Below are 14,711 nucleotides of genomic sequence, written 5' to 3' on the forward strand. Positions count from 1 at the left end.
ATAATTAAATGCCGGCAATGCCAAACAGCGCTCTTGCTGCCTGCGCATCGCGCTGAATCTGTTGTTTCAATGCGTCAAATGACGCGAATTTTTCTTCATCCCGTAATTTCTTTACCGGATAGACTTTTATCTGCCCGCCGTACAGCGAACCGCTATAGCCAAATATATGCACTTCCAGTTGCGTGCGTTTGCCCGCCACAGTCGGACGGGAACCCACATTGGCCACGCCATAATAGCGGGTGTCATTGACATCCACGGTTACGGCAAATACGCCGTTAATGGCCGGGCGTGAACGTTTCAGTAATACATTGGCTGTCGGGAACCCGATTGTGCGCCCTTTTTTCTCACCGTGTACCACTCGACCGTCTATCACGAATGGCCGCCCCAGCATGTTACCGGCTTTTTCAAATTCACCGGCCGCCAGTACTTCACGCACTGCTGTGGAACTGATGCGGCAATCATCGACCATAAAGCTCTGGGTACTTGCGACTTCAAACCCCATGCTCTGCCCTGCCCGCTGCAACATGGAAAAGTCACCTCGGCGACCACGGCCAAAACGGAAGTCATCGCCTACCACCAGGAATTTCACGCCGAGACGCTCAACCAGCAACTCTTCGATAAAGGTGTCTGCAGACTGACTGGCAAAATACTCATCAAAGCGGACACACAATAAACGGTCAACATCCTGTGCTTTCAGTAACTGATATTTTTCCCGTAAGGTACTCAGGCGCGCAGGAGCTGTATCGGGACTGAACAGCTCTTCGGGCTGAGGCTCAAAAACCATAACGGTAGAGGGCAAGCCGAGTTCACGGGTTTTTTCATGTACATTTGCCAGTACTGCCTGATGGCCCCGGTGAACACCGTCAAACTTGCCAATAGTCAGCACGCACCCGCTATGATCGGGGCGCAAATTATGAAGACCGCGAATTAATTCCACTTGCTGCCGGGTTCCTGTAAGCCTGAGACTGAATGACAAAGCTCGCGATTATAAACGACCCGCACCGTAATACCAATCGTTGCGCATAGATTATCCGCCAAATGCCCGAAAGTGTCGTTTGCGGACACCTGAAACAAGCAAAACGAAGAGGAAAACAGCTACAGCGGAGCCAATAGTGAGAGTCACATGGTAAATTTGTGCAGTTAAATCCAGCGCATAAAATGCGTCACCCTGATCTAAATACACAATGACACCCGCCATCAGAGTGCTGGCAATCACCACCTTAATAAGGAAAAACAGCGTTTCTCTGCTGGCCCTGTACACACCGTTTTTATGCAGTGTTGTGTAAAGCAGACCGGCATTCAGTGTGGCTGACAAAGAGGTCGCGATAGCGAGGCCAATGTAGCCGTAAGGAATAGCGAAAATCAGGTTAAACACCATATTGGCAATCATGCACCAGATCCCGAATTTTACTGGTGTTTTGGTATCCTGGCGTGAAAAGAACCCGGGCGCGAGCACCTTTACCCACATAAAACTCACCAGTCCGAAGGCATAGGCCACCAGCGAATAGGATGCCATACGGGCCGTTTCAGCAGTGAAAGCACCACGCTGGAAAATAACTGTCATAATCGGCTCAGCCATAAATGCCAGACCCACAGCAGCAGGAATACCCAGTAACGACACCATACGTACGCCCCAGTCCATGTTGCCACTGAATGCTTTGGGGTCGTTCGCCACATGATTGCGCGACAAAGTCGGCAGAATGACCGTTGCGATGGCAATACCGAACAAACCGAGTGGAAACTCCAGCAACCGGTCTGAATAATAAAGCCAGCTGATTGAGCCGGTAACAAGAAAACTGGCAATGAGAGTGTCGAACAGCAGATTGATCTGCCCTACCGACACACCAAACAGTGCGGGGATCATTAATGTGCGTACTTTCACCACGCCGGGATCATGCCAGCCCCATTTTGGCTTTACCAGTAATCCGGCCCGGTACAGAAACGGCAGTTGGAATAGAAGCTGAACGATACCGCCAATAAAGACGCCCCATGCCAGCGCAAAAGCCGGCTGGGATAAAGCCGGTGCCACGAACCAGGCGCATAATATGATACAAATATTCAGTAATACCGGTGTAAAAGCGGCCACGGCAAAGCGGTTTAACGTATTTAAAATCGCCCCTGCCAATCCGGTTAATGTGATAAAGGCTAGATAAGGAAAGGTGATTTTAAGCATGACAGAAGCGAGCTCAAATTTTTCACCGGCTTCTTCTCCCTGCCACCAGGCGATGAACCAGCCTGTACCAAAAATGGCTGTGAGTACCGGGGAAGCAAGAACACCCAATATGGCTACCACAAAAACAATCGCACCCAGCGTACCGGAGACCCTCGCAATAAAAGCCCGCAGTTCTGCCTTGTCGTCTTGATGGTGCACTTCAGTGAGCACAGGAATAAATGCCTGGGCAAACGCACCTTCAGCAAACAGGCGTCGCAGGAAGTTGGGAATTTTGTTTGCGAAGAAGAATACGTCAGCTGCCGCGCCATCTCCCATGAGTTTCGCTACAACGACATCCCTGACCAACCCGAGTATGCGGGAGATAAATGTCATCACACTGACAATGATCCCCGACTTCAATAACTTTCCTGACACGCGCGCCCTGCTAACTGAAAAATTCAGACCGCCACTATAGCGGAAGCGGGGGTTTGACGAAATCTCCGCAGAGAAAAATTCTGTACCGTAACAGTGTGTTGAATTAAAGATGAAAAAAACATGACAGACAGATGAATTCCCCATTTTGCCCTGCTATAATCCGCGCATCTCACGGGGGATGCCTTTATTGCGCAATCTCAAAACTATTTTTCCTGAGGTGTCGGGCAAAATAGTTTGACATTTGGTCGCCGGATGAGCATAATCCGCACCCTATTTTTTAGACATGTATTTATTTTGGGAGTTACACCTTGGCTAACATTAAGTCTGCTAAGAAACGTGCAATTCAAGCCGAAAAGCGTCGTCAGCATAATGCCAGCCGTCGCTCCATGACTCGTACAAGCATCAAGAAAGTAGTTGCCGCTATCGCTGCAGGTGATAAAGAAGGTGCACAAGCTGCACTGGCCGCTGCTACTCCGGTACTTGACAGAATGGCAACCAAAGGTTTGATTCACAAGAACAAAGCTGCTCGTCATAAGAGCCGTCTGTCTGCGCAGATTAAAGCGCTGTAAGACAAGCTGACGAGAAGTAAAAAGCGCCTTAAGGCGCTTTTTTTATGTCTGCAATTTTACCCAGCTTTGAATTATCACTGACTATCAGTCTCCCCGCCCCTCATCAATTTCAACAGGTTTGCTTTGCGGGTTTTATACGCACCTGCCTCCACATTTTCAGATATACTTTTTTCCACAGCCAGCGTACGCATCTTTAATGCTTTGTCGAGTTCACCATTTGCCTGGTAGCCATCAGCTAAACTGTCATAAGCATCAGCCATTTCGGGAAAAGTCCTGACGTTCTTCTGAAATAGTGTAATCGCGTTCTTAAAATCCTTTTCACCCAACGCTTTATAACCCAAATAATTAATTGCTTTATAAACTGGCTTTGCGTTGAAGCTATACCGCTCTGACTGGTCTACGTAGAATTGCAAAACCGCCTTCTCTCCCTTTTCCAGTACGTCAGGAGCCGGCAAAAGTAGATTATTAAAGTGCTTCAGTGCGAGAGCATGTCCGGCAAGCGCGATGGTGTTGTGTGTTTCAGAAGTATCTAAGTCCATGTTATAGAAAAAACCATCCGGCACACGCTCACCCAGTAAAGACGTAAAGCGTTCAAAAGCACTTTGCATTTGTCCGTCTTCACTTCCCAGATTTACGTAAAGGTATTTGTTCAATTCTGGAGTGTTCTGATAAAAGTCCCGTGCTTGCTTGAAAATCACCTCATCATGCCACCATAAACTGGGACTGAATGCAAAGTATGCCTGAAAAAGTGCAGGCCTCGTCTGAAGAGCATAAACGGTCAGTAGCCCGCCTAACGAATGCCCGGACAAAATCCGTAATCCATTTGTGCGGAAATTTTCATCTACATGAGGAATAAGCTCCTGACCAATAAATGAAAGGAAATCATCCGCTCCCCCGGAAATTCCCCACTCGTCATAATCAGGATTTCTTGTAGGTGTAAAATCCCTTGTTCTGTGGGTATTCATAATGGCTATGATTATCATCTCTTGCGCCATATTTGACTGGTTCAGTAAATCCAGTGTGCCGGCTACATGATTTAAATTTCTCTGTCCGTCCAGAAGAAACAGCACAGGATATTGCTTATTTTCATAAAGCCTGTAATTGTTAGGGAGATGGACAAGAAGCTCTCTCGTTTCACCGAGAATTTTGGAATCAATCAACACCGTTTCATTACTGCCACGAACAGCTGCGCAGGAGAATTGCGAATAGCCCGTAATGAGCAATGCCAATAAAATAAAAAACAAGTTCTGCATTAATAATCCTTTATCCGGTAAATCCTGTTTCTGCAAAGTCCCGTTGTGCAGCATTTTCCTGTTTTAAATAGCTTTACTTAATAGGAGCGGGACACCGTGGTACTGTAACTGAGGTACAGGTAATAATGCAAAATTGACGAGAGGCAATTCCCGCCGCTGCGAAAAAACTACACAAAAGTGTGTTGCCTGGTAGCAACGCAAACGTCATTTTCATTTGTTAGTGTCAGGTACAGTGCTGAACCTGACCGCACTATTACGTGCATTTCGGCGACTTTTGGCGAACTTTCGCTGGTGATAACAGCAGTAAGCTGAGCTGGTAGAAATTTTGCTAAGGTTGTTAGTGTTAAGAGCTTAATGCTGAGTGTCACAGGCGGAAGTTCCTGCTAAGAACCCGGTGCAGTTAATACATTTGTACAATCAAAGGTGAGATTACAACGATGAAAATCCAGGTACATGATAACAAAGGGATTGAGACCCACGAATTGTCTGCAGACGAACTCACACCGCAGGTAGAGCGCAAGCTGAAAGCGCTTTATGCATTCGGCGGGTACTGCAAAGTAGGAAACACACGATATCAGAGTGCAGAAGTGCTGCTGGCAGATATTGCCCCCCGTATGGCCGGATAAATCGCAAAACTGGCTGCGTCAGCGAATGCGGCCAGTTCTTTCTCCTCGCATAAGGCCGTTGTCACGATACTGTCAGACAACCTTCACTAACCTGTAAACCTGCGGTCACCTGACTGTCAATTAACCATCCTAAGATGTCCTTCCAAAGTTACTGCTTTGGGAACGGCTATGAAACGCACTCACTACCGCACACTGTGGTTATCTGACATTCACCTTGGCAATAAAGATTGCAAAGCTGAATACCTTCTCGACTTTCTTAACAATGTCACCGTCGACACCCTCTATCTGGTTGGCGATATCGTCGATATGTGGGAGATGTCGCGGCAATTTCGCTGGCCTGAGGCGCACAATCAGGTGCTTCATACATTTATGAAAATGAGCCGTGAAGGGACCAAAGTGGTGTATCTGCCCGGCAATCATGACGAGCCGTTGCAGTCTTACTCCGGAATGGATTTTGGCGAAATAGAGATCCGCAGAGAATATGTTCATACCACCCTGCAGGGCAAAAAGTACCTTATCCTTCATGGCGATCAGTTCGATGCTGATGTGACCCTGGGAAAATTCCACGCCTGGATTGGTGATAAAGGCTACGACCTGCTTCTGTTCCTCAACCGCTGGTTTAACCGCTTCCGTCAGTGGCGCAACAACCACTACTGGTCTCTGGCAGGCTACATCAAAAAGCATATCAAAGGGGCTAACGAAGCCATCAGCCGTTACCGTGAAGCCTGCTGCGGCAGGGCGAAAAAAATGGGGCTTGATGGTGTGATTTGCGGCCACATCCACCACCCGGAAAGCACCATGGAGAATGGAATCCACTATATCAATGATGGCGACTGGATAGAAAACTGCTCTGCCCTTGGTGAAGATTTGCAGGGAAATCTGGCGCTTATCAGCTGGATTGATCATATGCAGGCACAAGCTTCTGTTACCGAGTTCAAGCCACGCTCAAAAGCAACGAAAGCGGCTTAATTAACAAATAATAACTGAGCGGCAACGCTGCCTGCAGGTGAAGCACTCTGTCACGGAAATGCCATGAAACTGTGTAAAAAGCGTCACACTCAGTTGATATCGTTCGCTCAAAACAATGGGATAAAATATGTTTACTGTTGATGATGTACTGACCCGGCATTATCCGCAGGTTGCGGATAAACCCTGGCTATTTAAATCGCTGTCTTTTGTACTTCGCCACCTGCTGCATGAGCGGGAAATGACCGAGTTCAGTGAAACCTATCCTCACTACGTGGATATAGACTTTGTTGAACAGGTGCTTGAGTACTTTAATATCAGCTACTCTACCCGTGATGTGGAAAAAGAGCGTATCCCCACCGAAGGCAAAGTTGTCATTATTGCCAACCACCCGATTGGTACCCTCGACGGTCTTGCATTAATTAAACTGGTCAGTGAAGTACGCCACGACTTAAAAGTAGTCGCCAATCAGATGCTGATGGCCGTTGAACCTTTGCACAACATGCTGCTGCCGGTTAATAACATGCAGGGCGGCACACCTAAACAGCACCTTGAAGCCATACATAAGCATTTACACGGTGACGGGGCTGTACTGATTTTTCCGGCCGGAGAGGTTTCCAGGCTTCGTCCGCAAGGGGTACGTGATACCCGCTGGCATACAGGTTTCCTTCGTATCGCCAGACAAACCAAATCACCAGTGCTGCCGGTTTACATTGACGCTAAAAACTCGCCGTTGTTTTACGGCGTGTCTATGATTTACAAACCTCTGGCAACTGTGCTGCTGGTCAAAGAGATGTTTAAGCAGCGCAAAAAGCACTTACCCATGCGCATTGGCGAGGTAGTTCCTTACGAAGCATACAGCCAGCTCACCCTGCCTCTGAAAGAGCAGGTTAAGCTGTTTAAACGTCATTTATACCGCATCGGTGGTAACCGCAAGGGCGTACTGCCCACTCAGGCTCCCATCGCCACGCCGGAAGACCGCAAAGAACTGACCCGTGCCATTAAACAATGTGAGCACCTGGGTCATACTGCTGACGGCAAACATATTTACCTGTATCAGCATCAGGGCTATTCGCCCATTATGCGGGAAATTGGCCGGCTGAGAGAAATCGCTTTTCGCGCGGTGGGCGAAGGTACTAACCGCCGCCGTGATATTGACCAGTATGACTCCCACTACTACCACCTTGTCCTGTGGGATGAAAACGATCTTGAGATTGCCGGCGCCTACCGCTTCGGCGACGCATCCGTGTTGACGGAAGAAGGCCATCCCACAGGCCTGTATTCAGCTACCCTGTTCAATTATGGCAATGACAACGACGCTCTGTTCAAAGAAGGTCTGGAGCTGGGCCGGAGTTTTGTGCAGCCTCAGTACTGGGGTAAACGTAGTCTGGATTATTTATGGATTGGTATCGGTGCATTTCTGAGCCGTTACCCGAAATACCGGTATCTGTTCGGAGCAGTATCAATAAGCAACGCTTATCCGCAACCTGCCAAGGACTTGCTCGTGCAGTTTTACCGTACCCACTTTCCGGCAAAATTCGGCAGTGCTTCATCACGGCTACCCTATCAGGTATCACCGGAAGTGCAGGACATCTTCCCGGGTGAAGACTACAAAGCCGAATTTACCCAACTGAAACACTTGCTGGCGAATATGGGTGTCAATGTGCCAACGCTGTATAAGCAATATTCTGAGATCACTAAAGCCGGCGGCGTTGCGTTTCTTGATTTCAACGTGGACCCGGACTTTAATGACTGTATAGACGGGCTTGTCGTCGTCGATACTGACAGCCTCACTGACAAAAAGCGTAAGCGCTATCTTGAGGATGCTTCACTGGCGAAATCAGCCTGACAAGTTACTACAATAAAACCATGCCCTGCCTGTAAAAGCCCTGTTCATCAGGGCTTTTCATTATCCACTCCCTTTCTGCATTGATGCATGTCACTGGTGTTCTTCCGTTTAATTAAGCGCTGATTGAAAAATAAACTTGCACACATTGATTACATGTGTAATCTTAAATTAAGACTACAAGCGTAATCCATAAGAGACATAACAATGTCAGAAGATAAAAATCAGAAGCCCGATATTTCAAACGCTGAATTTGAAGTGCTGGATGCATTATGGGATGACTACCCTGCGACATCAGCAGACATTATTGCACGTTTAAATTCCCGTAAAGCATGGCATGAGAAAACCATCAAAACCTTGCTTAGCCGGCTAGTGAAAAAGCAGGTTATCAGCTTTGAGAAATTGAAGCGGCAATATTTGTACACACCGCTCATCGCCCGTGAAGATTACACCAAAAAAGAAACGGCCAGTTTTGTCAGCCGGATGTTCAAAGGCAAGATTGCGCCAATGGTTGCCGGCTTTGCCAACCAGAACAGTCTTTCCAGACAGGATGTGGATGAACTGAAAGCATTGATTGAAAAGTGGGAGAAGAACAATGACTGACTGGTTGCTGCAACAGCAGGTTGTACTGTCTGTTGCGCTTATTTTTCTGATTTTAAGCGTGCGCTTTCTTATTCCTGCTTTAGGCGCCGGCCGGGCGTATCAGCTCTGGCTGCTGGTACCCGTAGTGCTCATTGCCCATAATTTGCCGGCTTCAGCAGTGAGCTTACCGGCTGGTCCGGTAAGCCGCTATGTCACCGGAACCGGCTCTTTAATCGCCAGCCCTGCTGGCAACACCTTTCTGTTCATATGGGCTGCCGGCGCATTCCTGATTGCTGCCAGTGTTGTTTTTCGCTACGTGGCTCTGGCCAGGCACATCGCAAACAAACACCGAACAGCAAGTCTGCATTCAAGACACTACCTGGTCAGTCCCGCCGTTTCAACGCCACTGCTGTTCGGGATACTCCGTCCGCAGATGATCATGCCTGCGTTTTTCCACAGCGCGTTCACGGAAAGACAGCAATCAATGATCATCGAGCACGAACAAACCCATCTGCGCCGGGGCGACCACCTGTGGAATGCTTTAGCGCTGATATTACTGAGCCTGTTCTGGTTCAACCCTCTGGTCTGGGCAGCGCTGTCAGCTTTCCGCACCTGCCAGGAAGTTTCATGCGACGCAGCAGTGCTGAGACACAAATCTCAGGCAGACAAAATTCATTATGCAAAAGCACTTGTGCAGTGTGCTGAGCATACTACCGGCAATAACACCTTGTACCCCGCTTACGGAGAAAAGAAAACCATGCTTACACGCCTTACACAGATGCAAAAAACCACCACGGGCAATAAAACAATTACTCTGGCCACCTGCCTTGCTATCAGTATTTTTACAGCAAACACTGCGCTGGCAAAGCTCGCAGGTACGCCGGTGAAAGCAGAACAGGTTAATCTTGCGCAGCCTGTTATGCGAATTGACCCTGTCTACCCGGCTGAAGCCGCCGCAAACAATCAGGAAGGCTCGGTAATATTGAAATTTGATATTTCTGCCACCGGCACTACAGAGAATATTGAAATTGTGGATGCCTTTCCTGATGGCGTTTTTGACGAGAGTGCAAGAGCTGCGCTGTCTCAGTGGGAATATAAGCCACGGGTTCAGGGCGGTAAAGCCATGCGCCAGACAGGTATACTGGTTCAACTGGATTTCCGTCTTGATAACACCCGTGCATCAAACGCAGATGAAATGGAGAAAATCAGCGTAACGCGGTAACGTTTTATGAATGGAATGAGCAAAGCTGGGGCAAACCGTTGCCCCGGCTTTGTTATATTAACTGGTTATGCTGCTTTGGCCGGCGCAGTTGCAGGACGCATAAGCAACAAAAGCGGAACCGATGCCAGAGTGATCCACATCATCAGGCGAAAATCCTGCAGATATGCCAGCGTGGTTGCCTGAGTAGTGACCAGTGTATTGAGGCTGCTCAACCCTGTACCCGACGTCGCATAAATTCCGTGAGCCACACTTTCCTTAAAGCCGGCATTATCCAGCGACATAAATTCTGCAAATACTGCATGATTCCGCTGTGCAGACTGAGCCAGATAGGTCATCACCACAGAGATGCCGATGCTGCTGCCAATGTTGCGTAACAAACTGAACAATGCTGTACCTTCATTACGGTACGAGGCCGCCAGTGTGGCGAAACTGGCGGTTGAGAGGGGCACAAAAACAAATCCCAGGCCCAGCCCCTGAATAACACCGGTACGGATAATTTCATGGGCACTGACATCCGCAGTAAACAGGGTCATGGCCCACAATGAGTAACTCATCAGCATGAGTCCGGTAAATATCATCAGCCGCACATCGACTTTACCTGAAAGGCGCCCCACCAGAATCATTGAAATCATGGTACCTATTCCTCTCGGAGCAAGCAGGTAGCCTACGTCCACCACCGGATAGCCCATGAGGTTTTGCATAAACGGTGGCAACAGCGCCATGGTGGCCAGCAAAATAATACCGACGATAAAGATAAACAGCAGCCCCACCGAGAAATTTCTGTCGCGGAACATGGCCGGTTCTATAAAAGGTTTACGGTGAGTGAATATATGCACAATAAAGAGATACATACCCAGCGCTGCCAGTGCCGCTTCGATAACGATTTCTCTGCTGGCAAACCAGTCCTGAGACTCTCCTCTGTCCAGCATCATTTGTAACGCGCCAATGGCCAGCGCCAGCATGGCAAAACCTGTGAGATCAAAACGTCTGTCAGGATCCAGCTCAGTTTCCGGGACAAATCGCATAAGGCCAAACCAGGCAAGGATACCGAATGGCAGGTTAATGTAAAACACCCAGCGCCAGTCATAATATTCTGTCAGTAGTCCGCCAAGGGTAGGCCCGAGAATAGGACCGAGCATAACGCCCACGCCCCACATGGCCATCGCCTGTCCATGTTTTTCTTTCGGCCAGGTATCCAGCAGTACAGACTGGGATAACGGCACCAGGCTGGCGCCGAATATCCCCTGCAGCAACCGGAAGATCACTATCTGATTTAAGTTCTGCGCTGCGCCGCAAAGCATGGATGCCACAGTGAATCCGACTACTGACCACATGAACAAGCGGCGGCGGCCAAATCTGGCACTGAGCAATCCGGTAAGCGGCATGAAAATCGCTGCGGCAACAATGTAGCTGGTCAGCACCCAGCTTATCTGATCCTGCGTGGCACTCATACTTCCCTGCATATGGGGCAAGGCCACATTAGCGATAGTTGTATCCAGCGCCTGCATGATAGTCGCCAGCATCACCGATAAGGTGATCATGACGCGGTTAGCAGATGATGATGACGTATCCGGCTGTGCAGACATCTACAGTGTCAGCCCTAATACTGAACGCTGATGCTGCGTGTCAATTTCCGTAATCACACTGAGCCCTGCTCTTAATAACGGCAAATCAGGCTCATCATCAAGCCGGATGCGCACAGGCAAACGCTGGGCGATCTTCACCCAGTTCCCGGTCCCGTTTTGTGCGGGCAGCACTGAAAATTCCGCGCTGGTTGCCGGACTCAAACTCTCTACCACTCCGTGCCACTGATGATCCGGATAAGTATCGACGTTGATGGTCACTTGCTGACCGGGCTTGACCCAGGTCAGATCGGTTTCAGTATAATTTGCCTCAATCCACATTTGCCGGTTCATGACCATCGACAAAGCCTGACTGCCGGCAGCAAAATACTGTCCGGTTTTAGGCGGTATACGCACTACCCCGTCCTGCGGTGCCAGTATCTGTGTATGTTTGTAATCAAGCAGTGCTTCCGCCAGCGTCGCTTTTGCCGCCAGATAATCAGGGTGTTGCTCAGCCGGCAGTGTATCGCTGCCTCCGAGAGACTCTGCGATTTGTTTAAGATCATCTTTTACCGCCAGTACGTTAAGTCTGGCAATGGCCACATTTTGATGGGCTGCGTCAAAATCTGCATCCGACACATAGCGCTTTTTCAACAGGTTATCCTGACGAACTTCCTCTTTTTGCGCATAGGCCAGCTTACTTTCTGCCAGTTTCAGTTCCGTTTGCTTCTCAACGTAAGAGGCTTTCAGGGCAGACAGTTCTGTTCTGACTTGTGCCATATTCGCAGCAGCCTTCTCCATGGCTACCTGATAGGGTTCAGCGTCAATTTCAAAAAGAATATCGCCTTTTTTGACTTGCTGATTTTCACGCACATTGACGTGAGTAATATTACCGCTGACCTGAGGACTGATTTGGATCAGATCGGCTTTAACATAAGCATTATCCGTTTCAACCAGTCGCCCGCCGTGTAACCAAGCCGCACCGCCGGCAAGACATGCCAGTACCGGGACAACGACCATAAATAAAAATCTTTTGCTGCGTGAAGACGGCGCAGCTTTTGTGGATTCTTCTGACATTTAATTCTCCGTATCAGAAAGACATTGACATAAGACGTTCACGAATGAGCGTCAGCACATCGACAAACTGTGCCCGTTGTTGCTCACTGAGGTCCTGCAGCATTTCCTCGCGCAATGCTTCAATTGTCACTTTGATGGTTTTTAACACGGGTTCTGCATCTGCGGTCAGGTTAATCAGGTGAGCACGGCGGTCTGCCGGGTCCTTATCCCGACGGACCAGCCCCCGTAACTCGAGATTGTCCAGCAGCTTTGCAATAGTCATTGGCTGGATTTCAAGCATCTGCGCAAGCGCTTTTTGCTGTACACCGGGATTCATGGCTATCAGTTTCAGTGCTCTCGCCTGTGAAAGGGTGAGATCACTGCCATCTAACCTGTCCTGAAAAGCGCCACGCATGCGCCTTGTGATATCAGCCAGTAAAAAACCTTCTACCGGGCCATGCCGGGTATCGTAGTAACAGGGGGTTTCACGGGATGTGGAATTTTCCATATCAACCTCAATTAGTAAGCAATGCTTATTATATGCTTCAATTACTAATCATCAACAGCCGGACACGGAGTTACGGACGAGTAACAGGAAAAGCAGGATGGATATCAGGGGAAGGTAGAATTAACCGGCTATATCAACAATTTCTCTGGTATCCGGGCGAATACGAACGGTTTGACCGGCAATGGCGATTGATACGGTACCGGTCAGCGGATCTCTGCCGACAACTTTACCTGTCCGGTATACGTCATAACCGAGGATCATGCCGGGTTGCAAAATCTCATCAGCAGCCGGTTCAGCCGGTGTCAGCGCTGACACTTCAGTAACGGGAAAACTGTAATCATCCAGTGTGATATTTTGTGCTCTGTCAGCGGCCAGTACAGGACCTGCAATCAAGGTAACGACGATTCCCGCACACAACGCTTTAAAACTGAACATTAACTGCCTCCATTGCAACTTATTTTCTGTCTGATTACCGGGTCAGACGTTAAGCCGGTTACTGAACTTGTACTTCTGCTTATAAGAGATGTATGCAATTAGCACGCCATTACACATTTATTAATAAAATCAGTAGTTAATGTAGATATAAGAGTAATGACTGGAAAATAGTGACGTTTTTCCGCATCATAATTGCAACACACAAGGAAAAGATTAACCGTGATAAAGATAATTGTACTGATCCCTCTTCTACTCAGCCTGCTCTGGTTTGCCTATCTGAAAGCTAATAAATGGACACTCGCTCAGGGTAAACAGGGATTTATTTATATTCTGGTGCTGTCTGCGGTCATCGCGGCGTTTTATACCCTGATGATGTTTTTGACACACAGGGTCTGATAAGGATGTAGCTGTCCGGAAAAAGGGAATAAGCGGAACATTAAAATTCTGTTCCGCAGGCTGGCAGAGGAGGTTAATCCGTCATCGGGAGAATTTCTGATACATTCCCCGTGGCGTGAGGTTGTGCATCATTCAGCACGTGACCGTTAATCACCTCTTCGTAAAGCTTGTAATAACGCTGTTCCATCACTTCAGCATTAAACACATCACGGGCATATTCGTGGCAGGCCTGCCGGGAAAAACTGTCTGCCTGAGCAACAGCCTGCTCAAGCTCTTTGTAGCTTGACGACAAAAAACCTACATCAGCATTGTTGATAAGTTCAGGCAATGAGCCGTAGGGTGTAGAAAATACCGGTGTTCCCAGGAACAAACTTTCTGTGATCGCCAGCCCGAAAGGCTCATGCCAGCGTACGGGAAAAATAAGTCCTTTTGAGCGCCGGATTAACCTGTGCTTTTCCTCTCCGCCCACCATCCCCTTGAAACGGGTGTGAAGGTGAAAATCGAAATACGGATTTCTGCCGAAGTTAAACCGGTTTCCCCCCAGCACAGCCAGCTTCTCATTGACGTTGCCGGCAATGCGGACAGCACCGTCGAGGTTTTTCAGTGCAGAGCGGGCCTTGCCGAGAAAATGAAAATAATTATCCGGCTTACCGGTATGAGGCTCACCATAATCCCGCCAGTCCAGTCCGTTATAAACGTAACAGCTGGCATGGTGATTAGACGCATGTTTCTCCGAAAGGAAAACCGTATTCTGCGGATAAGTTCTGGCTTCCCCTGCATTACCATGCTCGGTACACAAGAACGGTTTATCCAGCTCACCTTCGTAAGGCCAGTGAAAATGCACCACATCAGGCCAGTCTGTGATTTGCTCACTGACCGGCTTATCACGGTCATATTTCAATGTCTGTGAGGCCAGTTCACCGGCATTGCGGGCCAGGAATTTGACTTCATGACCTTGCCTCATCTGAGCCTGAGCCAGTGACCAGATAACCCTTTCCGTGCCACCGTACTTTTTAGCCGGTAACGGAAGTCGCGTTGCATAGGCGTGAAGAATACGCATTAAAAGTCCTTATATACCGGTTCTGCCGGTGGCAAAAAAAAGG

General features: G+C 48.6%; 15 protein-coding genes. 7 read left to right on the forward strand and 8 right to left on the reverse strand.

The window, feature by feature from the left end:
* Positions 1-4 precede the first annotated feature (4 nt).
* Both ribF and murJ read right to left on the reverse strand, forming a co-directional pair.
* Positions 5-937, reverse strand: coding sequence for a bifunctional riboflavin kinase/FAD synthetase (ribF, locus tag ACXAGC_RS03740; RefSeq protein WP_474842535.1), 933 nt, complete (start codon positions 935-937; stop codon positions 5-7).
* A 90-nt stretch (positions 938-1,027) separates the two neighbouring features.
* On the reverse strand, positions 1,028-2,587 hold the full coding sequence (gene murJ / locus ACXAGC_RS03745) for a murein biosynthesis integral membrane protein MurJ (RefSeq protein ID WP_474842537.1): 1,560 nt from the start codon (positions 2,585-2,587) through the stop codon (positions 1,028-1,030).
* Positions 2,588-2,895: 308 nt separating this feature from the next.
* Here murJ and rpsT point away from each other — a divergent pair, with 308 nt between their 5' ends.
* Positions 2,896-3,156 carry a 30S ribosomal protein S20 gene (gene rpsT / locus ACXAGC_RS03750; protein WP_119501969.1) on the forward strand — a complete coding sequence of 87 codons (261 nt, stop codon included), beginning with the start codon at positions 2,896-2,898 and terminating at the stop codon, positions 3,154-3,156.
* A 74-nt stretch (positions 3,157-3,230) separates the two neighbouring features.
* Here rpsT and ACXAGC_RS03755 read toward each other — a convergent pair whose 3' ends face one another.
* Positions 3,231-4,409: an alpha/beta hydrolase-fold protein gene (locus ACXAGC_RS03755; protein WP_474842540.1), complete on the reverse strand. Its 1,179-nt coding sequence runs from the start codon at positions 4,407-4,409 to the stop codon at positions 3,231-3,233.
* A gap of 437 nt (positions 4,410-4,846) precedes the next feature.
* Between ACXAGC_RS03755 and ACXAGC_RS03760 the strand changes: the two genes are divergently transcribed.
* The 5 genes from ACXAGC_RS03760 to ACXAGC_RS03780 all read left to right on the forward strand — a co-directional run bounded on the left by ACXAGC_RS03760 (position 4,847) and on the right by ACXAGC_RS03780 (position 9,651).
* A complete protein-coding gene (locus ACXAGC_RS03760; protein WP_474842542.1) occupies positions 4,847-5,035 on the forward strand; it encodes a hypothetical protein in 189 nt (62 codons plus the stop codon).
* Between the two features lie 168 nt (positions 5,036-5,203).
* Positions 5,204-6,004, forward strand: a complete 801-nt coding sequence (locus ACXAGC_RS03765) for a UDP-2,3-diacylglucosamine diphosphatase (protein WP_474842544.1) — start codon at positions 5,204-5,206, stop codon at positions 6,002-6,004.
* Positions 6,005-6,131: 127 nt separating this feature from the next.
* Positions 6,132-7,850, forward strand: coding sequence for a bifunctional ornithine lipid synthase OlsF (gene olsF / locus ACXAGC_RS03770; RefSeq protein WP_474842546.1), 1,719 nt, complete (start codon positions 6,132-6,134; stop codon positions 7,848-7,850).
* Between the two features lie 204 nt (positions 7,851-8,054).
* Positions 8,055-8,450, forward strand: a complete 396-nt coding sequence (locus ACXAGC_RS03775) for a BlaI/MecI/CopY family transcriptional regulator (RefSeq protein WP_474842548.1) — start codon at positions 8,055-8,057, stop codon at positions 8,448-8,450.
* Positions 8,443-9,651, forward strand: coding sequence for a M56 family metallopeptidase (locus tag ACXAGC_RS03780; protein ID WP_474842550.1), 1,209 nt, complete (start codon positions 8,443-8,445; stop codon positions 9,649-9,651). The genes ACXAGC_RS03775 and ACXAGC_RS03780 overlap by 8 nt, the downstream gene beginning before the upstream one ends.
* A gap of 65 nt (positions 9,652-9,716) precedes the next feature.
* Here ACXAGC_RS03780 and ACXAGC_RS03785 read toward each other — a convergent pair whose 3' ends face one another.
* From ACXAGC_RS03785 to ACXAGC_RS03800, 4 genes are all read right to left on the reverse strand, one after another.
* Positions 9,717-11,237 (reverse strand): DHA2 family efflux MFS transporter permease subunit, encoded by a 1,521-nt coding sequence (locus ACXAGC_RS03785; RefSeq protein WP_474842553.1) that lies wholly within the window; start codon positions 11,235-11,237, stop codon positions 9,717-9,719.
* Positions 11,238-12,290, reverse strand: coding sequence for an HlyD family secretion protein (locus ACXAGC_RS03790; RefSeq protein ID WP_474842555.1), 1,053 nt, complete (start codon positions 12,288-12,290; stop codon positions 11,238-11,240).
* Between the two features lie 13 nt (positions 12,291-12,303).
* Positions 12,304-12,777 (reverse strand): MarR family winged helix-turn-helix transcriptional regulator, encoded by a 474-nt coding sequence (locus ACXAGC_RS03795; protein ID WP_303573068.1) that lies wholly within the window; start codon positions 12,775-12,777, stop codon positions 12,304-12,306.
* A gap of 120 nt (positions 12,778-12,897) precedes the next feature.
* Complete coding sequence (locus tag ACXAGC_RS03800; protein ID WP_474842558.1) at positions 12,898-13,212, reverse strand: hypothetical protein; 315 nt, start codon at positions 13,210-13,212, stop codon at positions 12,898-12,900.
* Positions 13,213-13,431: 219 nt separating this feature from the next.
* Between ACXAGC_RS03800 and ACXAGC_RS03805 the strand changes: the two genes are divergently transcribed.
* On the forward strand, positions 13,432-13,608 hold the full coding sequence (locus ACXAGC_RS03805) for a hypothetical protein (protein ID WP_181013630.1): 177 nt from the start codon (positions 13,432-13,434) through the stop codon (positions 13,606-13,608).
* Between the two features lie 73 nt (positions 13,609-13,681).
* On the opposite strand, the gene ACXAGC_RS03810 is transcribed toward ACXAGC_RS03805, so the two are convergent.
* The gene (locus ACXAGC_RS03810; protein WP_474842560.1) at positions 13,682-14,668 is read right to left on the reverse strand and encodes a glycosyltransferase family 4 protein; all 987 of its coding nucleotides are present in this window, start codon (positions 14,666-14,668) and stop codon (positions 13,682-13,684) included.
* Positions 14,669-14,711 lie beyond the last annotated feature (43 nt).

The organism is Alteromonas sp. AWJ4_197 (genome assembly GCF_056160285.1).

Bases quoted from the DNA above. Each gene is read 5' to 3' on its own strand.
- ACXAGC_RS03755 (WP_474842540.1), bottom strand. From the start codon at position 4,409: ATGCAGAACTTGTTTTTTATTTTATTGGCATTGCTCATTACGGGCTAT.
- olsF (WP_474842546.1), top strand. From the start codon at position 6,132: ATGTTTACTGTTGATGATGTACTGACCCGGCATTATCCGCAGGTTGCG.
- ACXAGC_RS03810 (WP_474842560.1), bottom strand. From the start codon at position 14,668: ATGCGTATTCTTCACGCCTATGCAACGCGACTTCCGTTACCGGCTAAA.
- ACXAGC_RS03775 (WP_474842548.1), top strand. From the start codon at position 8,055: ATGTCAGAAGATAAAAATCAGAAGCCCGATATTTCAAACGCTGAATTT.
- ACXAGC_RS03780 (WP_474842550.1), top strand. From the start codon at position 8,443: ATGACTGACTGGTTGCTGCAACAGCAGGTTGTACTGTCTGTTGCGCTT.
- ACXAGC_RS03785 (WP_474842553.1), bottom strand. From the start codon at position 11,237: ATGTCTGCACAGCCGGATACGTCATCATCATCTGCTAACCGCGTCATG.
- ACXAGC_RS03760 (WP_474842542.1), top strand. From the start codon at position 4,847: ATGAAAATCCAGGTACATGATAACAAAGGGATTGAGACCCACGAATTG.
- ACXAGC_RS03765 (WP_474842544.1), top strand. From the start codon at position 5,204: ATGAAACGCACTCACTACCGCACACTGTGGTTATCTGACATTCACCTT.
- ACXAGC_RS03795 (WP_303573068.1), bottom strand. From the start codon at position 12,777: ATGGAAAATTCCACATCCCGTGAAACCCCCTGTTACTACGATACCCGG.
- ACXAGC_RS03790 (WP_474842555.1), bottom strand. From the start codon at position 12,290: ATGTCAGAAGAATCCACAAAAGCTGCGCCGTCTTCACGCAGCAAAAGA.
- ACXAGC_RS03800 (WP_474842558.1), bottom strand. From the start codon at position 13,212: ATGTTCAGTTTTAAAGCGTTGTGTGCGGGAATCGTCGTTACCTTGATT.